Genomic DNA, 23135 nt, shown 5'->3' on the forward strand with positions numbered 1-23135 from the left:
TTTGTGTGTACACACTATTGTCAAGCTTACCTTAGTCCAAAGCATTATAGGTTAACGATAAATAGGTTTTTTTGCTGGCGAAACTCACGCGAATCGATACCCCGCTTACAAAACAACGCCGCCCCAGCCAATTGGCTGGGGCGGCGTTGTGCTAATACTGCTTTCCTAAACGCGACTAAGCTATCCGGTTAACCAAGCCGTTTATCGATTAACGCTTCTAACTCAAGCTGATCTTCGTGGAAGCGACGAATCCCCTCAGCCAGTTTGTCGTTCGCCATGGCATCCTGATTATGCCCCCAGCGGAAAGCTGATTCGCTTAACGCTGTCGCGGACTTGCCACTGCTTTCGCTAGCATTGATCTGCGCACTGACGCTGCCCTCAGTGGCTTCCAGCTCTTCAAGCAAGGCGGGCGAAATGGTTAACCGCGGACAGCCTGCCAGCGCTAACACCTGGCCCGTAGTACGAAAGCTCGCGCCCATTACCACGGTGTTGTAGCCACCCTGATTGGCTCGCTCACACACGCCCTGCACAAACTGAACGCCTGGGTCGTTTGCAGGGGCGTAATCATTGCCCGTCTCTTTTTTGTACCAGTCGGTGACACGGCCCACAAAAGGAGAGATCAGGAATACGCCCGCATCGAAGCACGCCTGGGCCTGAGCATCGCTAAACAGTAGCGTTAGGTTGCACTGGATACCTTCGCGCTCAAGCACCTCGGCGGCACGAATGCCTTCCCAGGTAGATGCCAGTTTAATCAGCACACGATCGCGGGCGACACCGCGGGCGCTATAAAGCTCGATCAGCTCATGGGCTTTGGCAATGCTGGCCTGGGTATCGAAAGAAAGACGCGCGGCAACTTCGGTAGAAACACGCCCCGGCACCACGGCTGAAATTTCACTGCCCATGGCGACTGCAAGCCGATCAACGGCATGGCTAACCTGCTCTTCACGACTGCTACCTGAGGCTTTTACGCTGCCCAGCTCTTCATCAATCAATCCTTGATAACCTGCCAGGCTAAAGGCTTTAAGCAGTAATGACGGGTTGGTGGTGGCATCCTGGGGTTGATAGCGGCGGATAGCGTCAAGATCACCGGTATCGGCGACTACCAGCGAATGTTGCTTCAACTGTTGCAACTGACTCGTCATACAATCTCCTTAATAGGCTGTTAGGCGCCGCCATGGCGTTGTTCAAGTGCCGCGCAATAGCGGGCATAAATGGGTTGGTAAGCGGCCACCCTCTCTGGATGTGGGTCAGCCAGCGACTGCGCATCCAAATGCACTAAGCGTTCACACAGCGTCTCTAGCGTTACGCCGTTTGCACGCTGATCGCACCAAGCCACCTGGAGCGCAGCGCCTAGCGCTGCCGCATCGGTTATCTCGGGGCAAATCACCTGGGTCCCGGTGATATCGGCCACCATCTGCCGCCATACAGGGCTATTGGCACCGCCACCGATTAGCCTGATCTGGCTCGCGCCAGCGGTGATATCACCCAGTAACTCTAGCCCATAGCGTAGCCCGAACGTGGCCCCTTCTACCACGCCCCGGCATAAATTAGCCTGGGTGGTATTTAAACTAGTTAGACCGAGAAAGTCCGCCGACGCATCAGGCAGCATCGGCACCCGCTCGCCATTAAAAAACGGCAATACGGTAACGCCTTCAGCGCCCATTGGCGCGCTGGTTACTTTCTCACTAAATGCCGCCAGATCTAAACCGAACAGTTCGCGCACTCGCGTGGTGGCTGAAGTAACGTTCATGGTGCAAATAAGCGGCAGCCAGCCGCCGGTACTCGAACAGAAGTTAGCAACCATGGCGCTGTCACATTCGACAGGCGTCGCCGAATAGGCGCAGACGGTGCCGGACGTACCTAGGCTGAGCGTAATCAGCCCTGGGGTTATATTGCCGGTACCAATGGCGCCCAGCATGTTGTCGCCACCGCCAGAAGAGACGACGACCTGATCGCTCAGCCCAAGCTCTCGGGCAACCGCTGGGCGCACAAACCCGGCTGGCTCATGGGCTTCTAGCACGCGGGGCAATACCTTCGCCGGGTCGAGTTCGGGGGCGATTTCAGCAAACACATCCAACTGCCAGCAACGGTTGCGAGTATCGAAATAGCCAGTGCCTGACGCATCGCCTGCCTCCGTAACGCGCTCACCGGTTAACCAGTAATTCAGGTAATCGTGAGGCAGTAGCAGGCTGTCAATTCGCCGATAGGCATTGGGGTGCTGCTCACGCAGCCAAGCGAGTTTAGACGCTGTGTAGCCAGTTTGCAGCACCAGTCCCAGCTTATCCAAACAGCCTACTTCGCCCCCCAAGCGCGCCACTAGGTCAATGTTCTGCGCATTGGTTTCGGTATCGCACCACAGCTTGGCCGGGTAAACCGGCGCACCGTCGGCATCCAGTGCCACCATCCCATGCTGCTGGCCGGATACACCAATCCCCCGCACGTCACTCGCGGGAACTCCTGCACGCTCCAGCGCGGCAAAGAAAGCGCCTTTAAGGGCTGCTAACCACTCAGCGGGTGCCTGCTCGCGTCGGCCATTTTCGCCTTCATCAAGGCAATGGGGGCAGCTCGCCTCAGCCAGAATCCCTCCCCGCTCAACGTCTACCACGACCACCTTGGTGCTTTGGGTACCGCAATCTACCCCGATATACATCACAACGTTCCTTTGGACACGGCCAGCCCCTCTAGAGTAGCGCGTGCGCCGCGTTCGTGCAGCGCTGTTAGCGCCGCTAGATAAGCGTCAACAAATCGAGGGCTGTCGCTTAGATCGCCAAACAGCTCACGGTTCTCAATAAAGGCCGTGGGTCGCGTGCGGTTCTGCGCGGCAATGGCCATCAAGGGCGCCTTTAAGCGATCAACAATTTCAATAGCTTGGCCCTGCTCATCCACACCCTCAGCATAGCGCGCCCAGCTGGCAACAACAGCGGCACTGCGTGCTATATCACCGCCCTGAGCCAACTGTTGGCGAATTACCGGCACGAGCCATTTGGGAATACGATCAGAGCTTTCGGCGCACAGCCTTGCCAGCGTATCTTTAATTTGCGGGTTGGCGAAACGCTCAATCAGCGTTAATCGATAGGCTTCAAGGTCAACGCCCGGCACTGGCGATAACGTCGGGGTGCCTTCTTCGCACATATAACCCATTAAAAAATTGACGAACAGCGGGTCCTGACACACTTCATGGGCATAGCGATAGCCCGCCAAATAGCCAAAGTAGGTCAGTGCCTGATGGCTTGCGTTAAGCAAGCGCAGCTTCATCAGCTCATAGGGTTCAACATCGTCCACTAGCTGAACACCCACCTTCTCAAATGCGGGGCGCCCCAGGGGGAAATCGTCCTCCAATACCCACTGGGTAAAGGGTTCGCAAACCACCGGCCAAGCATCCTCAACCGCGAAGCGTTGAGCCAGCTCGTCAATATCGACAGGCGACGTGACCGGAGTGATGCGATCTACCATGGCATTGGGAAACGCCACCTCAGTCGTTAGCCAAGCGCCTAATTCAGGATCACGCGCCTGAGCATAGGCAGCAAACATGCGTTTGGCCACATCACCATTGCCCTGAATATTATCGCAGGACATCACGGTAAAGGGAGCCACACCCCGCGCACGCCGGCGAGCAAGCGCCTCGACGACCAGGCCAAAGCTGCTGGACGGCTGAGTAGGATTGGCAAGATCAGCGCGTATTTGCGGATTCTCAACATCGAATTCGCCGCTCACCGGATGAAAGTTATAGCCCCCTTCGGTAACCGTTAGCGACACGATACGAATAGCCGGGTCCGCCATCTGCTCAACCACTGCGTCACCGTCTTCCAATGCAAACAGGTAATTCACCATGCTGCCGATCACACGCGGCTCATATTGGCCATCAGGATGCTTGATCACCAGCGTATACAGATAATCCTGCGCCGCCAGCGCCTGCTGCATGCGTTTGTCGCCAGCCATCACGCCAACGCCAACAATCCCCCAGTCCAGCGCCTCTCCCTGGTTCATCAGTGCATCTAGGTACATCGCCTGATGAGCGCGATGAAAGCCACCTACCCCAATATGCACAATACCGGGCGTCAGTGAACGGCGGTCATAGCCAGGTGTGGCAACATCGGCACTGAGCTTGGCTAGATTGAGGTTGTTAAGTTGGGTCATCGGTATTTCTCCAGTCAAGGCTCACTTGGCGTTGGTCTGCCACTCGTTAACCAAGGCTTCCAAGCCACGCATATGGTCTAAAATGCGCCACGCACCGGCGTTAGTCAGTCGTGCTGACTGTTCAGCATCCACATGGCTGGCGCCAACGAAGCCAATCACACACATGCCGGCAGCGTGGGCAGCGGTCACGCCGGAAACGCTGTCTTCTACCACTAAACAGTCTTTAGGCAATTGACCCAGCTGATGCGCTGCGAGCCGATAAAGCGCTGGGTCAGGCTTGGGTTTAGCGACCTGTTCAGCGGTAAAAATCGGTACTGCGCCAAAGGCATCCGCCAACTGCGTGCCGGCAAGCGAGGCCAGCACGCGGCTACGACGGCTGTTGGAGACAATGGCCTTGGCAAGCGGTATACGCCGGACGGCTTCATCTACACCCTCAATCGCTCGAAGCTCGCTTGCCAAACGCGCCTCAATGGCCGTATCCATTTGTTCGGTGGCATCGAGCGGCAAGGTATGGGTACTTAGCTGTTCAAGGTGACGTAAAATATTGGCGGTGGTCATGCCGAGTGCCTGACTGAGCACCTGGGTGACGTTAAGATCAGGCAACCAGCGCGACAGGTACTCAACGAGGGTATCTTCAGCAAGCGCCTCACTGTCGACCAGCACTCCGTCGCAGTCAAAGATGAGCGTCTTCATGCAGGGTCCTCTGCAGGCGATGGGGCGCGGTTATCATGGCGGGTCAGCGCGGCCAGAGGGTGCTGCTGCAAGCTGGATAACGCTAGACCATCCGCATCGAACAAGTGAGCACGCTCAGGGGCAAAACCAAAATGCACCGTGTCGTGCACTCTATAGGCGACGTCACCATCGGCCATAATCGTGACCAGCTCATCATCCATTTGAACGTAGAGCGAGGTTTGGCCGCCCAGGCGCTCCAGCACTTTAATCTCGCCACTCAGCGGCCCTTGCTCATCAAGTACCAGATGTTCCGGGCGAACGCCTAGCTCAAGCGTAGCGTTGGCGACCAAGTGCTGGCCGTCAGCCGGTACGCTGCGCTCACCGCCACCGGGTAATCGAATACCCACTCCTTCAGGCGTTACGCCGGTCAGCGTTACCGGTAGAAAATTCATTTTGGGGGAGCCGATAAACCCCGCCACAAAGCGGTTGCGTGGATGGTGATAGAGCGCCATAGGCGAACCCACCTGCTCCACCACGCCGTCGTGAAGTACAACGATTTTATCTGCCATGGTCATGGCTTCGATCTGGTCATGGGTGACGTAGATCATGGTCGCATCTAGCTCATCGTGCAGCCGTGCTAGCTCAATTCGCATCTGCACACGCAGCGCGGCGTCTAAGTTAGAAAGCGGCTCATCGAACAGGAAGATACTGGGGTTGCGCACAATGGCGCGGCCAATCGCCACCCGCTGGCGCTGACCGCCCGAAAGTGCCTTCGGCTTGCGATCCAACAGTGGTTCGAGCTGCAGGATTTTGGCCGCTTCCAGCACCTTGGCACGCCGCTCCTCTTTAGACACGCCCGCAAGCTTCATGCTGAAGCCCATATTGCCTTCCACCGTCATATGCGGATAAAGCGCATAGCTTTGGAAAACCATCGCAAGGCCGCGATCCGCTGGCCCAACGTCATTGATACGCTGGCCATCGATTAAAATATCGCCATCGCTGGCACTTTCCAGCCCGGCGATCATGCGCATCAGGGTCGACTTACCGCAGCCGGAGGGGCCCACGAAGACCACGAATTCGCGATCATTCACCTCAAGGTCGATACCTTTGATTACCTGGGTGTCGCCGAAGTGCTTGGTAATATTGCGCAGTTGTAGTGTTGCCATGAGGAAGCTCCTTTACTTGACGGCACCAAAGGTCAGGCCACGTACCATTTGTTTTTGAGTCATCCAGCCCAGTATTAAAATGGGAGCGATCGCCATAGTGGATGCCGCTGACAGTTTGGCCCAGAACAGACCCTCAGGACTTGAGAACGAGGCAATATACGCCGTTAAGGGGGCCGCTTTTGAAGTGGTAAGATTGAGGCTCCAAAATGCCTCATTCCAGCTTAAAATCACCGATAGCAGCCCGGTTGAGGCAATGCCTGGAAGGGTCAGCGGCAATAGCAAAAAGAACACTTCCTGCAGCGTAGAAGCGCCGTCCATCCGCCCTGCTTCTAGAATGTCTTTGGGCATATCTTTAAAGAAGGTGTAGAGCATCCACACCACAATCGGCAGGTTCATCAGCGTATAAATGATGATCAGCCCAGTGCGCGTATCGAGCAGGCCGACATCGCGAAAGATCAGATAAATGGGCACTAGCACGCCCACTGATGGCAGCATTTTAGTGGAGAGCATCCACAGCAAGGTGCCTTTGGTGCGCTTCGTCGGCAAAAAAGCCATGGCGTAGGCACACGGTATCGCAATCAGCAGTGCCAAGAAGGTAGAGCCAAAGGCTACCGCTACGCTGTTAAGCGCAAAGCGTGCATACCCAGAGCGCTCGTGTACGGCCTGATAGCTTTCAAGCGTCGGGGAAAAAATCAGCGTCGGGTCGGCAATCGCCGCTGTTTCTGTTTTGAATCCAGTCAGTATCATCCAGAAGATCGGAAAAAAGATCACCAGGGCAATTGACCAGCCCAGCACGGTTATAAAAGCCCGCTTTGCCTGTGCTGACCGCCACCCCGTCATCGAGTGTGGCGCAGCCGTTTTGGAACGTAATGTTGTCATTGCAATGCTCCCAAGACACAAGTGCCGGTCTAGTCTTCCAAGTTTTTGGCCACCATACGGACCAGGAAGATCGCCACGATATTGGCAAGGATGATGGCAATCACCCCACCGGCGGACGCAGTGCCCACGTCAAAATCCAGTAGCGCACGGATATAAATCAGGTAGGCCAAGTTGGTGGTCGCTAAGCCAGGCCCGCCCGAGGTCGTCACAAAAATTTCCGCAAAAATAGTCAGCAGGAAGATCATTTCAATCATGATCACCACGCTGATCGCGCGCCTTAAGTGCGGTAGCGTAATAAAGAAGAAGATAGCCAGCGGCCCCGCGCCATCCATGCGCGCAGCTTCAACTTGATCCTCATCCAGTGACTGCATGGCGGTGAGCAAAATCAACAGCGCAAAGGGCAGCCACTGCCACGCGACAATAATCACGATGGACGTTAGCGGTAATGCCGAAAACCAGTCGACCGCCGGCAGTCCAACGGATTCAAAGAGCCATGCCAGCACCCCGTTAGACGGGTGCATCATCATGTTTTTCCACACCAGCGCACTGACAGTGGGCATGATGAAGAAAGGTGAAATAGCCAATACGCGAGCAATACCACGACCCGCGAACTCCTGCTGAAACAGCACAGCCAGAAGCGTGCCGCCCACTACGGTAATCGTCAGCACCCACCCCACTAGCAGTAGGGTATTGATCATCGAGCGCCACAGCGCAGGGTCAGTTAACAAATACTCATAGTTTTCTACCCCGGCAAAGCCCGTCATGCTGGGCATTAGCAGGTTGTAATGCTGAAAGGAGAACCAGAGCGTCATGCCTAATGGCACAATCATCCACAGCAGCAGCAGCGTTACAGCGGGCGCCTGAAGGGAAAGCGTTCTTAACCCGCCGACCGTACGGCCAGAAGCACGTTTTTTATTCATGGAAATACCTGCGAGACAACAGACTTGCGAAAACACCGACAAAACGTCTGCCCTTATATGCTAACGGCCAAGTAAGGGCAGGCGTTGGCTATTTATCGTTCGATGTAGCCAGCTCGCTGCATGGTGCGCTCGGTAGCGCGCTGGGCACCGTCTAATGCCTGCTCAACCGTGGTATCACCGATTAAAGCCGCTGCAATGCTTTGCCCAACCTGAGTGCCAATCGACTGAAATTCAGGAATATTGACGGTCTGTACGCCAACATAAGGGTTTGGCTCAAGGGTTGAGTCGTTAGGGTTCGTTTCTTTGATAGCGTTAAGTACGAAATCAGCAAACGGAGCCGCGTCGGTGTACTGCTCATTGGCATAGGTAGACTCTCGGGTTCCCGGCGGTACGCTGGTCCAGCCATTGGTTTCGCCGACTAGCTCAATGTATTCCTGCGACGTTGCCCAGGTAATAAACTCAAGCGCAGCCTCTTTATGCTCAGAGGAGGCAGGGATAGCCAGCGCCCAAGACCACAACCAGTGCGAGCCCTTAGGCGTTTCAGCGATGGGGGCTGGCGCAAAGCCAAGACTATCCGCGACGTCAGACTCGTTAGCATCGTAAAGCTTGCCTGCCGCTGACGTGGCATCCACCCACATGGCGCAATTGCCTCGTGAGAACAGCGCTAGGTTTTCATTGAAGCCGTTAGAGCTAGCGCCTGGCGGGCCGTAGTTACCCAGTAGGTCAACATAGAACTGAATGGCATTGACCCACGCCTCGGAGTTGAGTTCTGGGTTCCACTGCTCATCAAACCAGCGCCCGCCATAGGTGTTCACCAGCGTTGTGATGAGCGCCATGTTCTCACCCCAGCCTGGCTTGCCGCGCAGGCAGATCCCAGCCAAACCCTCTTCGCTGCCGTGAAGCTCTTCGGCCCAGTCACGCACCTGCGCCCACGTCGGCTGCTCCGGCATTTCTATACCGGCTTGCTCAAACAGGTCTTTGCGGTAATACATCATCGAGCTTTCAGCGTAGAAAGGCAGCGCGTGAAGCGTGCCATCCAAGCTCAAGCCATCGCGCACCGAGGCTAGCAAGTCGTCCTCAGCGTACTCGTCTGGCAAGTTATTCAGCGGCTCCAGCCATTCTCGCTCAGCCCAGATCGGCACTTCGTAAGTACCGATCGTCATCACGTCAAACTGACCGCCACCGGTGGCAATATCGGTGGTCATACGCTGGCGCAACACGTTTTCCTCAAGCACTACCCAGTCTAGGGTAATGTCGGGATGCGCTTCCTCGAAAGCCTCCGTGAGGCTTTGCATGATCACCATATCGTTGTTGTTTACCGTCGCCACGGTAAGTTCTGTTTGCGCCTGGGCGTTTCCCGCGATAGCAACGGCGGCGGCTAGCGTGGTGACGGGCAAGTGACGTGCGAGTCGCATAAAGCACTCCTATGGGCATGTATTGGCATTGTTGTCGCCTTGATCTTATTGATCATCAACCAAACAAATGATCGTACGTAAGCCGAAAAAAAGCAAAGCCCATGGGCTTAGACTTTACGCTAACCTAGTGTCTGCTACGCGCACTGACGCGTTATAACGCTTCTACAATCTGCCTTGCGGCGACCTCATCGGTCACCAATCCTTTGAGCCAACCACCGCGCAGCGCTGCGCGAATGGCCGGCGCTTTTTCACGCCCACCTGCAATGGCGACCATGAGATGTTTACCAAAGCGCTCTAAGGGAAGGCTAGTAACGCGGCGTGTAATCGAACAGTCAATGACGTCGCCATCACTGTTAAGCGGCCACCCTAATAGCTCGCCCACCGCTTTTAAGCCCAACAGCTCATCCAGCTCGCTTTCGCTAATGAAGTGGTCTCGAAACAGCGTGGCCTGCCGGTCGATACGCCCTATGCCAATGAAGGCGGCTTCTGATTCTGTAGCCACGTCAGCAATCGCCTTGAACAGTCGCTGCGTGAGCATCGCCTCTTTCTCGCCCAGCGACCCAGCCACTATCGGCGTGGGCAGCAAAAAGCGTTCTCCGCCGGTTTTATCAGCCATCAACATGACGGCGTCGTAACGGTTCGTCGAGCCGTCCCTAGCGACATTACCCACCAGCGACACAAAGCGATGCTGTGGACGTTCAACGCGCCTGAGCGACTCCACTGCGGCGCGCACCGAACGCCCAGAGCCTAACGAAAGCGTTAACGGCTCACTGCGTTCAACGAGTTTGGCAATACGTTCTGCGGCGGCTACCGCTAGATAGGAAAGTGCGCTGTCAGGTGCGTGATTATCAGCAGGTACCACTTCGCAGTAGTCTAAGCTAAAACGATCACGCAGCGTGCGGCCTAGCGCCATACAGGTGGAAATAGGATGATCAATATGGACTTTGACCAATCCTTCCTGTCGCGCCAGGGCCAATAACCGCTGTACTCCCGGCCTGGAGACGCCTAGCTGGTAGGCAATTTCATCCTGCGTCATTCCGCCCACGAAGGACATCCAGGCGGCCCTGGCGGCCTGATCCAGCTTAACCTCGAATTTATCCATACGCTGCTCTCTCAATGTTAATTTACGTGTCATCATACAAAGGTAATGCCGAGATCAGAAGTCACCTATTCGTTAATAGAAAAGCGGCGCTAATGGGCAAATGGTATATCGCTTCACCACGCTCACACTACTTGGAGATCATGCATGTATAAACTGGCTTTTTACGTACCCATCGACGATGCCGAAAGCGTTAAACAGGCCGTATTTGAGTCCGGCGCTGGGCATATTGGCTTGTATGAGAATGTCTGCTTTCAAACCCGCGGCACGGGCCAGTTTCGGCCAACGAAAGGCACCAATCCGCATATCGGCACGGTCGGCAGTTTGGCAAGCGTTGAAGAGTTCAAAATCGAGATGATATGCGACGAGGCCCATATTCACGGCGCTATTGCGGCCTTGAAACTTGCCCACCCCTATGAAGAAGTCGCTTATGATGTGTGGCTACTCGCCGATTTGTAACACGTGCGCCCGTTTATTTTTAGCCGTCTAGGCGCTGCCTAAATAACGCTCGCGGTCTTCCGGTGTCACCATGCTGATGTGCAGCGGGAATTCATCATGAGGGCGATCCGCGTAAAAGTGACGTAACGTACGTTCAATCGTAATGAAAGCAAGCTCATCCCAAGGGATTTCGTGCTCTTCAAACAAGGCAACGTCGAGGCTTTCTGGCCCGGCACTAAAGCCGCCGACTAATTCGGCACGGAAAATCATAAATACCTGATTGATATGGGGCAGATCAATGAGCGTATACAGATTAGCCAGATCGACCTCGGCACAGGCCTCTTCCCGCGTTTCCCTGGTAGCCGCTTGCGGGGTTGATTCAGCGTTTTCCATAAAGCCAGCAGGCAATGTCCAATAGCCCTTGCGCGGGGCAATCGCGCGTTTACAGAGCAATACTTTGCTACCACTAACCGGCAGCGTGCCGGCCACGATCCGTGGGTTTTGATAATGGATCGTACCGCAGGCATCACACAGGTAGCGTGGGCGATCATCGCCTTCAGGGACGGCAAAACGTACTTTATCACCACACTGGCTACAAAAATTCATCGCGTATTCTCAACGGCTAGTGAATAGAAGCCTCGACGCGCTTGACGTCAATGGCCGCTGCTGGGTAAAAGAGAACAAAGTCACTGGATACCCTATGTTAGAGAAACTGCGTCAACAGCTGCAACAACTGACTCCTCGGCGTTTGGATCATATCGTGATGCCCGAAGCCGCCGTGCTTTTACCCATTGTCGAACGTCCAGAGCCAACCTTACTATTTACCCGCCGCGCAAGCCACTTAAGCACTCACAGCGGCCAGGTGGCCTTTCCAGGGGGTAAGCGTGAACCTTTTGACAGCGACCTCTACGCAACGGCCCTGCGCGAAGCTGAAGAGGAAATTGCCCTTGACCCTAGCCTAGTCGAGCCGCTGGGAAGGCTGTCGGATGTCATTTCACTACATGGAATTCGCGTTACCCCTTGGGTTGGCATTATTCCGCCTGATTTACCGCTGGTTGCTGACCCAGGTGAGCTTGACGCTATTTTTGAGGTTCCACTTAGCCACTTTTTGGATGACTACCGCACCCATACCGATGTCATTACCGTCGATGGCGTTGCTCACTATGTACCCAGCTATCACGTCGATGGCCATGTCATCTGGGGGCTGTCGGCAATGATGCTGGTGGAATTACTGGCAGAGGGCTTTGGCATGCCCATTGATTTATATCAACGCCCGCAGGGCCCGCTACAGCATTATCCTGAACGCAAAAGCCGGCTTCCTAAGTCATCTGCCACGCCTTCTCGCCCGGCGCCACCGAGACCCAACAAATGACCCCGACCGTCACAACGTCGTCACCCGTGCTGCAAACAGCGACGCAAAATGCCCTGGTGGATGCACTGGTCGAGCAGGGCTGGTATGTGGGCCGCGAGGTTATTGACCTTGAGCTATGTGATGCGCTGAATCACGAGCTTTTGCACCGCGCGGCCTATAATAAATTAGATGAAGCGGGGATTGGCCGAGGCAAGCAGCATCTGCTGCGTAAAGATATTCGCGGGGACGCTATTCACTGGCTGGATCGTGAAAGCGCCGCTCAGCGGCGTTACTTAGATGCCATGAGCGAGCTACAGCAGGCGCTTAATCATGCACTGTTTTTAGGTCTGTTCGAGTACGAAGCGCATTTTTCCCACTACCCCCCCGGCGCTTTTTATCAACGCCACGTAGATAGTTTTCGTGGCCGCGCCAATCGCGTGATTTCCACTGTCAGTTACTTAACGCCCGACTGGCCAAGCGATGCCGGTGGTGAAATGGTGATCTACCACCCGGACGACTCCAGTCTTGAGATCGCCCGGGTAGTGCCCGAAGCAGGCACCTTCGCCTGCTTCTTGTCTGAAACTATCGCCCACGAAGTGCTTCCCACCCGCCAGTCGCGCACCAGCATTGCAGGCTGGTTTCGACGCAATGCCTCGCTAGGCGGCGTACTTGACCCCGCACGCTAGCGGGGAAAACGCTGAACTAGCTGAGAGGAACGATCTGGCCGTTGGATTGATCTAGCACCTCCCGCACCTGCTCATAGTCGACGCTACGCGGATTGCCGCCTTCGTATTGCTCAATTAAACCAACGACATTTAACAGCGTTTCCATGCCATAGGCCTTTTCGTCTGTCGAGGTAAAGGCCTGCACAAAGCTTTCATCGTTGGCGCCCCAGCCTAGCTTGATTGGTGCATCGATAATATTGACCTGGGTACCCACCGGCACGCGCCAGAACACAGATTCAATATCTTCAGGATACATGCGGATGCAGCCTCTGCTGGCGCGCATACCAACACCATCTGGCTGGTTAGTGCTGTGGATCATATAGCCTGGGATATCCAGCAGCATGGTGAAGCGGCCTAAAGGATTCTCAGCACCAGGAGGCACCACGGCAGGTGCTGGGTCGCCACGTTCGGTCGCCTCACGACGAATTGATTCAGGCGGATACCAGGCCGGATTCTCAAGGCGCATGGTCGTTTTCGTAATTCCCAGCGGCGTATTAAAGGCGTCACGCCCGATGCCGATCGGATACGTTTCGACACGCGGCGTTTCGCCAGCCTTAACATCGGGATAGTAATAAAGGCGCAGCTCGGCCACGTTAATCACAATGCCCGTACGCTCCTCATCGGGAAGAATGAACTGACCGGGGATCGTCACCTCGGTTCCCTCCCCCGGCACCCAAAGGCTGACATCAGGGTTAGCCATACGAATTTCTTCGTAGCCCACGTTGTGAGCACGGGCAATATCCATCAACGTATCTTCTTCTGTGGCTGCGACGGTGGAGACCTCGCCGACCATATTGCCGTTTTCAGGCAGCGGATAATGCCCTCGAGGAGAGTCACTGCCGCTGGCAGCAGCAGACGATGCCAACAGCCATGCACCCAGCGTTATACTGCCGAGCCACAGTTGCTTAACACGCGTTAAGGGGTAGCGCCTAGCAGTCGATATCATGGGTTTTCCTTTTTATGCGGCCTTGGCCTGACATTCACGGCAGGTAGGCTGAAAGCGGTCATTTGACCCGGCAATATGAGCATTGTCAAAGAGTAGGTCAACTCGGTAGATTGTCGCATGGCAGCGGCACGGCGGCCCTAAACACTCACATAGCCTGCTAAAAGTTTTAATGAAACGATTGTATTTCTGAACACAGCGACTAAACTGCTAATTGCCTTAGTGCAACTAAGCACAAGGCGGCGTTAATCATCTTACGCAGTTAGCACAGCTTAATATCTAGCTTGATTTGATGATTAATAAAACTAGAAATAGTAGCGGCGAGAAGATTTCCAGCGTAAGGCAACTCGGAAGGTTATCAGCCGTTATTAGTTCCCTAGGACTGCAACGCGGAGCCGTTCAGTCCCGATAATAATGCAAGGAGCAAGCAAACATGAAAATGATTAAACCCGCTATTCTAGGTACTCTCGTCGTTCCGGCCTTCATTCTTGCCGCAGGTATGGCAAGCGCTGAAGAAACGACCGAAACAATGGAAGCGACCTACCTCACTACTACGCCAGAAAACACCTTCCATGCGGATGCTTTGACCGGCAATCAGGTTCAAAGCACGGTCGAGGATGATCAAGATATTGGTACCATTACCGATCTCGTGATCAATGAAGATGGCCAAGTCACCGCGGTGGTTGTCGGTGTCGGTGGCTTTCTAGGTATGGGTGAAAAAAGCGTTGCTATCGAGTGGGATTCGCTTGAACTCACCAAAGAAGAAGATGGCGAAGGCTACGTCATTAGCGTTAATGCATCTGAAGATGCTCTCAAAGACGCTGAAGAGTATACGCGTGACTAATGAATTGGCGCTAATAGCCAATATAAAAGCCTTGGCAACCGCCAAGGCTTTTTGTTTTACCGCGCTTTACTTAAAAGGCATTAGTGCTATTTAAAAAAGACTCAACTCATATACCTTTTATGAGAGACTTAAGCGGCATGACGTCTTGATTAAGAAATGGGCCTAACACTTAAAAGCCCATAGAAAAAAAGACGCCATAACATAGATTAACATTAGCCTTTTAATTTAGCAGTCATGCTAATGTCGGCATTAAGGACTTTCGAAACCGGGCAATTGGCTTTAGCGGTTTCCGCTGCTTCCTGAAAAGCTGCATCGTCTGCGCCACTGATGGTGGCGACAACGTCTAAGTGAATATTAGAAATATCGAATCCGGCATCGCTTTGGGAAAGAGTCACTTTCGCACTGGTTTCGATAGAATCGGCGGTATAACCCTTCTCACCCAGAATCATTGAAAGCGCCATCGAAAAGCAGCTGGCATGCGCTGCGCCGATCAGCTCTTCAGGATTCGTGCCTTTTTCATCTTCAAAGCGCTGCTTAAAGGAGTACTTGGCATCTAATACGCCACTTTCGGTTGAAACGGTGCCTTTACCATCTTTCAATCCACCTTCCCAACGTGCGCTAGCTTTGCGATCCATGAACAACTCCTTGTACGTGCTAATAGGCAGAAAAATATGTCGCTCTGAGCCCAAGCGGCAGATGCCACCTAGGTTACCTAAACAGCGTAGCTGATTTTTACATGCTCTGCCCAGCAAGCGCCTCCAATAACTTCCATCAGCCTCTGTTCAGTCGTAAGCTAGCTAGCCATCTAACTACATCATTTTGAATACTAAGGGCATCCCATGTCATCCGCTGATGCGCTGCGTCTGCTACTGCTTTCCTCGCTCTGGGGTCTGTCCTTCATCTTCATGCGCGTAGCCGCCCCCGAGTTCGGGCCGGTCCCACTGGTGCTGATACGTATGGGAATAGGCGCGCTGCTATTAATGCCGCTGCTTATCAGCCTGCACTATCTACGCCTAATTTGGCAGCATAAAGGCCCGCTATTACTGCTGGGAATCGTCAATCACGTACTGCCTTTTTCACTGCTGGCACTCGCTACCACTCGCCTTGAAGCAGGTTTCACGTCACTGATTAACGCTACTACGCCTATTTTCACTGCATTGATAGGCGTGTGCTTCTTCGCCACCGCTATACAGCGCCAACAGTACTGGGGCCTCGCCCTGGCGCTGCTGGGGGTTTATGTGCTCTCAGCAAATCGACTCGACTTTGCGCTAGGTGGCGACGGCTGGTTTATTGTGGCGGCACTCGGGGCTACGTTTTGCTATGGCATTGCGAGCAACTACTCTAAAACGCGCCTAGGCCACCTTCCTACCCGCGTTCTGGCCGCGGGCAGCTGCGCGATGTCGGCGCTGGTGCTATTGATCCCCGGCATTTGGTTATGGCCAAGCTCCCCCATCAGCCTTCTGGCTTGGGGCAACGCTATTTCGCTCGCCACACTTAGCACCACGCTGGCATTCCTGCTGTATTTTGGCTTACTCGCCAATGCCGGGGCTACAGCAACCTCGACGGTCACTTTCTTAGTGCCGGTGAGCGCACTGGTATGGGGCTATCTATTGCTGGACGAAACACTAAGCCTTCAGATTATCGCCGGTATGGTAATTACGCTGATAGGTACGGCCATTGCTACCAACCTGCTGCGCCTTAAATCTCGCGGACCACTGCCGCCAACGCATCCCCCACGCGAATAACGCTGCCCGCACCGACAAGCAGGGTGGCATTTTGGCCGAAGTGCGCGCCTTTCAAGGTAGGCTGAGTATTAAGCACAACCAGCGTTTTCAGCGGTTCTGCAGGCGCAGGCACCGCCGCCGACTGCTGATCAATCGTGATAATTTTGCACCGTTTGCAGGCCTTACGCAGCGTTAGTTGAAAGTTACCGCTCTGCGCTGAAAGCGTCACCCAGTGATCTTCAGCCCATGCCTGGTCGCACTTAATAACGATATTAGGTCGAAAACGATTCATCGGCACCGGCGATTGCCCGCCATCGACCAGGGCTTGATTCAGGGCATTTAAGGAGCCGGTAGTGGTAATCAAAAAGGGATAGCCATCGGCGAAATAAGTATGGGCCGACCCGCCGTCGAGAAAATCTTCTTCAACCGCACGGCTAAACTCCGTGGCAAAGCGTACCAAGCTCAGCCCTTGAGCCTGTTCGCCCAGGGCAGCTTCTAACCATCGCGTTACTTCCTCGCTTTCAGGCCGCGCTTTGCAGTGATCATTCCACACATTAACAAGGCGCAGGTTTCCCTCCGGCTCAGCTAATGGCAGGCGCAGCGGGTCAACGGCGGGGTGTGAAAGCACAAGGTGCTCGTCGGTCAATTCAACGCCGATTGTGGCCAGCGCAGGCAACTGACGCTGCGTCACAAAACGTTGCTGGGCATCAACCAGCATCCAGCGGCGGTCCCAGGCTAGCCCGTGCTCCTGCAACACACTTTGGCTCAAGCTGATGCCTTGTAATGACTTAACGGGGTAGATATTGAGCTGAGCAATTTCCACGGGTGGCCTCATAGCAAGGGAAAAACGCTACTTTAGCCAGTCCCACAGCCGCCGTCACGCTATAGCGTCATGCCTGCTTCGATTCGATAACCTAAGTCGATCACGCTCTGCGTTAACGGCTCACCCCGTATACGGGCTAAAAGCTCGCGCGCCGCTGCTTCGCCGATGGCCTGACGCGGCGTAACCACGCTAGCAAGCCTAGGTGCCATCACTTGCCCTACGTCATGGCCGTGAAACCCCGCCAAGGCCATGCGCCCAGGCACGTCAATCTCACATCGCTGGCACTCAAAATAAGCGCCCACAGCAACGTCATCATTGGTGCAGAACACGCCATCGGCGTCTGGATAGTCAGCTAGCACCTGCTTTAGCAGTGCCGCCCCCACGCTATAAGAGGAACGCTGTGTGCTTTCCAGCGCAATCGGCGTTAGCTCGTGCTCTTCCATAGCAAGGCGATAGCCCTGCTCGCGCTGTCGAGTACGCTCATCTAGCCGTACGCCCAGGTAAATCACCTGACGTCGACCCCGCTGAATCATGGCACTGACCATGTCATAAGCGGCTTGAACGTTGTTATAGCCCACCGCCTGCTGCAGCGCGGGCCGGTAAGTATCCATAATTTCAACTACCGGTATACCAGCGGTTTCCAGCATACGCAGGCTGCGCGGGGTGTGATCGCGGTCAGAAAGAATCACCCCGTCGACGTTATAAGAGAGCAGCGAGGCCAAGCTACGTTCTTCAAGCTCAGGGCTATAGCCATAATGAGCAAGCATCAGATGATAGCCCGCGGGTTCCGTCAGCGATTCGATGCCGACAATCACATCGGCGAAGACCTGGTTGGTCAATGACGGCACCAGCACACCGATAGAGTGGCTGGTCGCTCGGGAGAGTAAATCCGGGGCTCGATTAGGTATGTAGCCGACCTGTTCAGCCACTGAGAAGATGCGCGCGCGTAGTGCTTCAGAAACCGTTTCAGGATCGCGCAGGCAGCGGCTTACCGTCATTTTGGTAGCCCCTACATGGTTGGCAATATCCTGCAGAGTGGGGCGTTTTTTCTTCAAAGTGTTGCGGCCTTATGAAGCGAGGGAGCGTTGGGGTCTACCCTAACCAACAATGAGCCCCCATGCCTATCCCCTCTTTAGCCGAAGGTTTGGCTAAGCGGCGGCGCTAGCGTTGCGGTAAATTGGCCAACAATCGTTGAGGGAGGAAGCGCTATGGAGGCCGTCCTTGCCTCATCGCTGCCCGGTGGCTCTAGGTCCGCTAGCTGGCTTGCCAGCATGCTATCGCCCTTAAAGAAATGCCCCGCCCGGGTTTCCAACCGCTCTCGCAGCAGCTCGCGCGTGCCTTCCAGGTATAAAATGCGCAGTTCAGAATCGCCGTTTCTTAAGCGATCTCTGTAGCGGCGCTTAAGCCCCGAACAAGCAATCACTACTGTCTCGTTTTGCGCTTTATAATTGGCAAATAGCGCTGCCAGCGTGTCCAACCAGCCATGGCGATCATTATCATTAAGCGGCGTTCCGCTCGCCATTTTGGCCACGTTCTCTGGCGAGTGGTAATCATCACCATCAATAAAGGTGGCGCCTAGCGCCTGTGCCAGATTTTCGCCAATCAACGATTTTCCACACCCGGATGCGCCCATAACTAAGATACGATAAGACGAGGGAATCATTGGGCTAGCTCTCCAAATGTGAAGCCTACGGTGCAAAAGGTTGAAACGACAGTGTACATGACGCTCAAAATGCAGTGGGGTAAGAAATCGATATAAACAAGGGCTTTGCAATTGTTACCGGTAACAATCAAAAGAAAAGGCTAACGGTGCGCTCATTGCTTGTCAAAACAAAACTGTTAACCTGCGACCAACGTCTAGATCTAGCCACTGGCGCTCCATCAAGCTACATTAGCCTACGTCTTTCGTTTCGGAGCACCCATGTCTGTGCAACCATCTTGCAGCGCGTTAGAACTGGATCACCAGCTTTGCTTTGCGCTCTACTCAACCTCGTTGATGATGACGAAGGTTTATAAACCGCTGCTTAAAGAGCTGGGGCTTACCTACCCGCAATACCTTGCCATGCTGGTACTGTGGCAAAACGATGGCATGACCGTTGGCACCATGAGTAAGCGCCTACTAACCGACCCCGGTTCGTTGACGCCGTTACTTAAGCGACTTGAAGCCGATCAACTGCTTAATCGTAAGCGCAGCCATCAAGACGAGCGCGTGGTAGAGCTATACCTTACCGAAAAAGGCAAAGCGCTGCGTGAGCAGGCCTGCCACATTCCTAGCTGCGTCGTGCACGCGAGCGAGCAGTCAATAGAAACGCTGACTGAGCTGAAAGAGGACCTGGTGCGGCTACGCGACAGCCTGCAAAAAAACCAGTGACCCGATGGCCACGGCAAAGGGTAGTTTTTATTTATCATTTATCTTGTGCGCAAAATAAAGCTGCGCTAGATTAAGGCGGTTAACATAACTAATAACGCTGACAGGAGATTCAATATGACGACCACTACTATCGAAAAAGTTGCTTACCGCGCCCAGGCTACCGCTACTGGTGGCCGTGAAGGCCAAGCTAAATCATCGGATGGCGCGCTAGAGGTTAAACTCAGTACGCCTAAAGAGCTGGGCGGCGCTGGCGGTGAAGGCACCAATCCCGAGCAGCTGTTCGCGGCTGGCTACTCAGCCTGTTTTCTAGGTGCGCTTAAGCATGTAGCGAGTCAAGAAAAAGTAACGCTTCCCGAAGACACTCAAATTGAAGGCAACGTAGGCATCGGCGCAATTCCTACCGGTTTTGGCATCGAAGTTGAGCTAAAAATCAGCCTGCCCGGCCTTGAGCAAGACGTCGCGCAGCAGCTAGTTGATAAAGCCCATATCGTGTGCCCCTACTCCAATGCCACCCGTGGCAATATTAACGTCACCTTGACGCTGGTATAACCGAGCTATTAGCTTAATCTGCTAGCGCCCACACCACCGCTTTCTGCGCATGCAAAGCGGTGGTGTCGTAAGAGCCACCCCCTAAAAGCGTTAGCATCGCCGCGCAAAGGATAGGTTTACCTCTGTGCCCAGCAGTTACCGATATCGGTTAATAGCGAGGAAACGATGAGCGATAACACCTATACGCCTCCCAACGTTTGGAAATGGGAACCTGGCAACGGCGGTAAATTTGCCAATATCAACCGCCCCATAGCAGGCCCTACCCACGATAAAGCGCTGCCCGTGGGCAAGCATTCCCTTCAGCTTTACTCCCTAGCTACACCTAACGGTGTAAAAGTTACCGTGATGCTCGAAGAGCTGCTGGAGCAGGGAATTAAAGACGCAGAGTACGACGCCCATCTGATTCAAATTGGCGAAGGCGATCAGTTCAGCAGCGGTTTTGTTGAGGTAAATCCCAACTCCAAAATCCCGGCACTGATGGATCACAGCACGCAGCCGCCACAGCGGGTGTTTGAATCCGGCGCCATCCTGCTCTATCTGGCAGAGAAATTTAATGCCTTCTTGCCGACTAACCCAATGAAGCGCACAGAATGCCTCTCTTGGCTGTTCTGGCAAATGGGCAGTGCACCAATGTTAGGCGGCGGCTTCGGGCATTTTTACGCCTACGCGCCAGAAAAATATCAGTACCCGATTGATCGCTACACGATGGAAGTGAAGCGCCAGCTTGATGTACTTGATCGCCATTTAGCAGAAAACCGCTTTATGGCCGGGGATGAGTACACCATTGCCGATATGACGATTCACCCTTGGTACGGCGCACTGGTCAAAAACCGTGTTTACGAAGCGGCTGAGTTCTTGGAAGCACACACTTACAAGAATCTATTGCGCTGGACCGAGGAAATTGATGAACGCCCCGCCGTCAAGCGTGGGCGCATGGTGAACCGCACCTGGGGTGAGCCTAGCGAGCAGCTGCATGAGCGCCATGACACCAGCGATTTCACGCTTAAAACGCAAGACAAGTTGACTGGCGATAAGTAAGCTGACGGCATACAGCACGGGCGCCTTTAACATCACTAAAGGTGCCCGTGCCTGACACATATCGCTTGGCTGTTTTACGCTAAGCGCTCTTGAATGCGTGAGTTATTGAGTGCGCGAATTATTAAGTGCATAGTTCCATACTCGATAAAAGTAAAAAATATACCCAAGCCCGAACGTTAATAGTGAAATGATCACCCACAGGATAATGTGGCCAATATTGCTGAAGAGGCTGATATCACACACCATTTTCCGCTCCACGCCTGTCGCTGTGTCGATAACGGAAGTGCGGTTAATAACAAATCTTGCAAACGAGTATGGAAAGAAAAATAACGCTATACCGAAGGTAATCACACTCAGTATTAGCCAAAGAACCAGATGGCCAATGATGTCGATAATGGAGAGATCCGCTTTAATGTTCACGCTGCATCCTTAAAGAATAAGAGCGGCGCAGAATATCATCACAAAATGCAAACATGCAGTTAAATCAGCAAAGCTGCAGCCTACGCCAGATTCTCCCACCACTTGGCATAAGAACTATTATGCGGGGCGAATCCCGTTTCATCGGGCGCATCATCCTCCCACCATACTGAGCCCCGCTCACCCAATGCTTCTTTAGCGGCTTGCACCGCCTCGCGGGCACGGCCTAATCCCGCTTCATCGTCCTGTTGCTGGGTGGTTCTCACCGCACGTCGAGCTTTCATCAAGGCTTTAATGTGTTCGCGCTTTTCGTCTTCACTTAAACGCGGATCAGTACAGCGCCATAGTCGATTCTTAGCGATAAAGTAGCGCCCATCAGGCGTGTGAGGATATTTATTGGCCATGCATATCCTCCCCTATTGAAAGACGCTTAACATTATTAGTCGCGTTAAGCCGCTTAGAAACGCTTCGATAGCGCAATAGAACCAAACTTATCCTGCTCTTCCTGGCCGTCGAATTCACGCGAGCGCTGCACAACCGCGTAGGTGACCTGCCAATCTTCCCAGGCAAGCGCCAGCCCTGCCGAGACATCGCCCACCCACTCTTTACGATCAACCGAGTGGCTGTCTTTGAAAGTATTGCCATCAAGCGTTAGGTTTTGCGCCATGTAGTAGCCGTCTACGCTCGCAAACAGATACCACTGCAAGCCTTGCCTTCCCGTCATATAGTAGCGGCTACCGGGGCTAGGCGTCAGTGTAGGAATGCCAGCAGCCTCATCGCCCCAACGCACGCTGTAGCCCGCGCCAGCGTAGGTATACAGGTTACCTAGTGCGGCACTGACACTCGGCCCATGGGCAAACTCTTTACCGATAAACGGCGTGCTGTTCCACCACTGGCGACGCATAGCAGCATTGACGATTGGCTCATCGCCAATTTGATTATCCCAGCCGTTAGGACGGTCGCTGCCGGTGATACGGTGTACTTCACGCTGAATACTATCGGCAAGTGATGACGGCCCTGCCAACCCAATATCTAGATGCAGGTCAGTCGACTGAACCCAGCTACCCATGGGCACATCTTCGTAAAGCGACACGCCACCATAAACAAGCCCGGCATACGGCCGATCATCTTCGATCAGTCCCGACTGCATAATATCGTTGGGCGTATAAATCTGATGCACCAAACGATAAGCAGCCATGTCTGCACTGCCGATAATGCTATCGGGTAACGCGGTGGCTAGACGCTGGGTCCAGCTTTGTGCCTCAGGCTCAAACATCCAATTAAGCTCAAAACCGCTAGTGAAGTGACCATCGTCACCGCTAGCGATGGCGTCATTTTCATGCTTAATCGTGAACACACTGTTGTCGGCGTGTGCTAGTGCTGGCAGCAGGCTAATGGCTGCTACTAGCGGGAGCAGCTGCCATCGTAAAGAGGGGTATCCGCGCATTGCTCGTTCCTTGAGAGAGGCCTTGAGACAGTTTTTTTGAGACAGCTTTTTGCGATCGCCAACAAACATTGTTGATTGTATGTAGTTGTGCAAAAAGATAGCAAGCTATAGTTTTTCTTTTCCTTATGTGGAAAAGACTAAGCAGTTGAAACAATAGGGATGACCAATGGGTCATCC

General features: G+C 54.0%; 26 protein-coding genes. 8 read left to right on the plus strand and 18 right to left on the minus strand.

Annotated elements, in window-relative coordinates; genetic code table 11:
- Window positions 1-188: 188 nt before the first annotated feature.
- From tal to ACT3RP_RS01410, 9 genes are all read right to left on the minus strand, one after another.
- Window positions 189-1142, minus strand: coding sequence for a transaldolase (tal, locus tag ACT3RP_RS01370; protein WP_483393079.1), 954 nt, complete (start codon window positions 1140-1142; stop codon window positions 189-191).
- 20 nt (window positions 1143-1162) lie between these two features.
- Window positions 1163-2650 carry a xylulokinase gene (gene xylB / locus ACT3RP_RS01375; protein WP_483393080.1) on the minus strand — a complete coding sequence of 496 codons (1488 nt, stop codon included), beginning with the start codon at window positions 2648-2650 and terminating at the stop codon, window positions 1163-1165.
- Complete coding sequence (locus tag ACT3RP_RS01380) at window positions 2650-4137, minus strand: mannitol dehydrogenase family protein (protein ID WP_441684575.1); 1488 nt, start codon at window positions 4135-4137, stop codon at window positions 2650-2652. Before ACT3RP_RS01380 ends, xylB begins: the two co-directional genes overlap by 1 nt.
- Before the next feature lie 21 nt (window positions 4138-4158).
- Window positions 4159-4830, minus strand: coding sequence for an HAD family hydrolase (locus ACT3RP_RS01385; protein ID WP_096281490.1), 672 nt, complete (start codon window positions 4828-4830; stop codon window positions 4159-4161).
- A complete protein-coding gene (locus tag ACT3RP_RS01390) occupies window positions 4827-5975 on the minus strand; it encodes an ABC transporter ATP-binding protein (protein ID WP_444624645.1) in 1149 nt (382 codons plus the stop codon). Before ACT3RP_RS01390 ends, ACT3RP_RS01385 begins: the two co-directional genes overlap by 4 nt.
- A gap of 12 nt (window positions 5976-5987) precedes the next feature.
- Window positions 5988-6854 carry a carbohydrate ABC transporter permease gene (locus ACT3RP_RS01395; protein WP_407647818.1) on the minus strand — a complete coding sequence of 289 codons (867 nt, stop codon included), beginning with the start codon at window positions 6852-6854 and terminating at the stop codon, window positions 5988-5990.
- Window positions 6855-6883: 29 nt separating this feature from the next.
- Complete coding sequence (locus ACT3RP_RS01400; RefSeq protein ID WP_096281494.1) at window positions 6884-7774, minus strand: carbohydrate ABC transporter permease; 891 nt, start codon at window positions 7772-7774, stop codon at window positions 6884-6886.
- Between the two features lie 92 nt (window positions 7775-7866).
- Entirely contained in the window at window positions 7867-9189 is a 1323-nt protein-coding gene (locus ACT3RP_RS01405; RefSeq protein ID WP_483393081.1) for an ABC transporter substrate-binding protein, read from the minus strand.
- 151 nt (window positions 9190-9340) lie between these two features.
- Window positions 9341-10291: a sugar-binding transcriptional regulator gene (locus ACT3RP_RS01410; RefSeq protein ID WP_096281499.1), complete on the minus strand. Its 951-nt coding sequence runs from the start codon at window positions 10289-10291 to the stop codon at window positions 9341-9343.
- Window positions 10292-10435: 144 nt separating this feature from the next.
- Between ACT3RP_RS01410 and ACT3RP_RS01415 the strand changes: the two genes are divergently transcribed.
- Entirely contained in the window at window positions 10436-10747 is a 312-nt protein-coding gene (locus ACT3RP_RS01415; protein ID WP_096281502.1) for a YqfO family protein, read from the plus strand.
- Between the two features lie 27 nt (window positions 10748-10774).
- Here ACT3RP_RS01415 and ACT3RP_RS01420 read toward each other — a convergent pair whose 3' ends face one another.
- Complete coding sequence (locus ACT3RP_RS01420; RefSeq protein ID WP_096281504.1) at window positions 10775-11332, minus strand: NUDIX hydrolase; 558 nt, start codon at window positions 11330-11332, stop codon at window positions 10775-10777.
- Window positions 11333-11426: 94 nt separating this feature from the next.
- Between ACT3RP_RS01420 and ACT3RP_RS01425 the strand changes: the two genes are divergently transcribed.
- Together ACT3RP_RS01425 and ACT3RP_RS01430 are read left to right on the plus strand one after the other, a co-directional pair.
- A complete protein-coding gene (locus ACT3RP_RS01425) occupies window positions 11427-12098 on the plus strand; it encodes a CoA pyrophosphatase (protein WP_176483408.1) in 672 nt (223 codons plus the stop codon).
- Window positions 12095-12763 carry a 2OG-Fe(II) oxygenase gene (locus ACT3RP_RS01430; protein WP_483393082.1) on the plus strand — a complete coding sequence of 223 codons (669 nt, stop codon included), beginning with the start codon at window positions 12095-12097 and terminating at the stop codon, window positions 12761-12763. The genes ACT3RP_RS01425 and ACT3RP_RS01430 overlap by 4 nt, the downstream gene beginning before the upstream one ends.
- A 16-nt stretch (window positions 12764-12779) precedes the next feature.
- On the opposite strand, the gene ACT3RP_RS01435 is transcribed toward ACT3RP_RS01430, so the two are convergent.
- Window positions 12780-13748: a L,D-transpeptidase family protein gene (locus tag ACT3RP_RS01435; RefSeq protein ID WP_096281510.1), complete on the minus strand. Its 969-nt coding sequence runs from the start codon at window positions 13746-13748 to the stop codon at window positions 12780-12782.
- A 430-nt stretch (window positions 13749-14178) separates the two neighbouring features.
- Here ACT3RP_RS01435 and ACT3RP_RS01440 point away from each other — a divergent pair, with 430 nt between their 5' ends.
- A complete protein-coding gene (locus tag ACT3RP_RS01440) occupies window positions 14179-14589 on the plus strand; it encodes a PRC-barrel domain-containing protein (protein WP_441684585.1) in 411 nt (136 codons plus the stop codon).
- Window positions 14590-14801: 212 nt separating this feature from the next.
- Here the strand turns inward: ACT3RP_RS01440 and ACT3RP_RS01445 are convergent, their stop codons facing one another.
- Window positions 14802-15224, minus strand: a complete 423-nt coding sequence (locus ACT3RP_RS01445) for an OsmC family protein (RefSeq protein WP_483393083.1) — start codon at window positions 15222-15224, stop codon at window positions 14802-14804.
- 204 nt (window positions 15225-15428) lie between these two features.
- Here ACT3RP_RS01445 and ACT3RP_RS01450 point away from each other — a divergent pair, with 204 nt between their 5' ends.
- Entirely contained in the window at window positions 15429-16334 is a 906-nt protein-coding gene (locus tag ACT3RP_RS01450) for a DMT family transporter (protein ID WP_096281517.1), read from the plus strand.
- On the opposite strand, the gene ACT3RP_RS01455 is transcribed toward ACT3RP_RS01450, so the two are convergent.
- The 3 genes from ACT3RP_RS01455 to ACT3RP_RS01465 all read right to left on the minus strand — a co-directional run bounded on the left by ACT3RP_RS01455 (window position 16288) and on the right by ACT3RP_RS01465 (window position 18799).
- The gene (locus ACT3RP_RS01455) at window positions 16288-17136 is read right to left on the minus strand and encodes an MOSC domain-containing protein (protein WP_096281519.1); all 849 of its coding nucleotides are present in this window, start codon (window positions 17134-17136) and stop codon (window positions 16288-16290) included. The genes ACT3RP_RS01450 and ACT3RP_RS01455 overlap by 47 nt on opposite strands.
- Window positions 17137-17195: 59 nt before the next feature.
- Window positions 17196-18191 (minus strand): gluconate operon transcriptional repressor GntR, encoded by a 996-nt coding sequence (gntR, locus tag ACT3RP_RS01460; RefSeq protein WP_483393084.1) that lies wholly within the window; start codon window positions 18189-18191, stop codon window positions 17196-17198.
- 77 nt (window positions 18192-18268) lie between these two features.
- Entirely contained in the window at window positions 18269-18799 is a 531-nt protein-coding gene (locus ACT3RP_RS01465) for a gluconokinase (protein ID WP_096281523.1), read from the minus strand.
- 258 nt (window positions 18800-19057) lie between these two features.
- Here ACT3RP_RS01465 and ACT3RP_RS01470 point away from each other — a divergent pair, with 258 nt between their 5' ends.
- The 3 genes from ACT3RP_RS01470 (at window position 19058) to yghU (ending at window position 21094) form a co-directional block, all read left to right on the plus strand.
- Window positions 19058-19507, plus strand: coding sequence for a MarR family winged helix-turn-helix transcriptional regulator (locus ACT3RP_RS01470; protein WP_096281525.1), 450 nt, complete (start codon window positions 19058-19060; stop codon window positions 19505-19507).
- 114 nt (window positions 19508-19621) lie between these two features.
- Window positions 19622-20056: an organic hydroperoxide resistance protein gene (locus tag ACT3RP_RS01475; RefSeq protein WP_096281527.1), complete on the plus strand. Its 435-nt coding sequence runs from the start codon at window positions 19622-19624 to the stop codon at window positions 20054-20056.
- A gap of 165 nt (window positions 20057-20221) precedes the next feature.
- On the plus strand, window positions 20222-21094 hold the full coding sequence (yghU, locus tag ACT3RP_RS01480) for a glutathione-dependent disulfide-bond oxidoreductase (RefSeq protein ID WP_096281529.1): 873 nt from the start codon (window positions 20222-20224) through the stop codon (window positions 21092-21094).
- Window positions 21095-21196: 102 nt separating this feature from the next.
- Here yghU and ACT3RP_RS01485 read toward each other — a convergent pair whose 3' ends face one another.
- From ACT3RP_RS01485 to ACT3RP_RS01495, 3 genes are all read right to left on the minus strand, one after another.
- On the minus strand, window positions 21197-21514 hold the full coding sequence (locus ACT3RP_RS01485; RefSeq protein ID WP_096281531.1) for a DUF6693 family protein: 318 nt from the start codon (window positions 21512-21514) through the stop codon (window positions 21197-21199).
- 80 nt (window positions 21515-21594) lie between these two features.
- Window positions 21595-21915 (minus strand): hypothetical protein, encoded by a 321-nt coding sequence (locus tag ACT3RP_RS01490; protein WP_096281533.1) that lies wholly within the window; start codon window positions 21913-21915, stop codon window positions 21595-21597.
- A 53-nt stretch (window positions 21916-21968) separates the two neighbouring features.
- Window positions 21969-22958 carry a lipid A deacylase LpxR family protein gene (locus tag ACT3RP_RS01495; RefSeq protein WP_192536051.1) on the minus strand — a complete coding sequence of 330 codons (990 nt, stop codon included), beginning with the start codon at window positions 22956-22958 and terminating at the stop codon, window positions 21969-21971.
- Window positions 22959-23135: the final 177 nt, after the last annotated feature.

This window comes from Halomonas sp. AOP5-B2-8 (genome assembly GCF_052376475.1).
Taxonomy (GTDB): Bacteria; Pseudomonadota; Gammaproteobacteria; order Pseudomonadales; family Halomonadaceae; genus Vreelandella; species Vreelandella casei.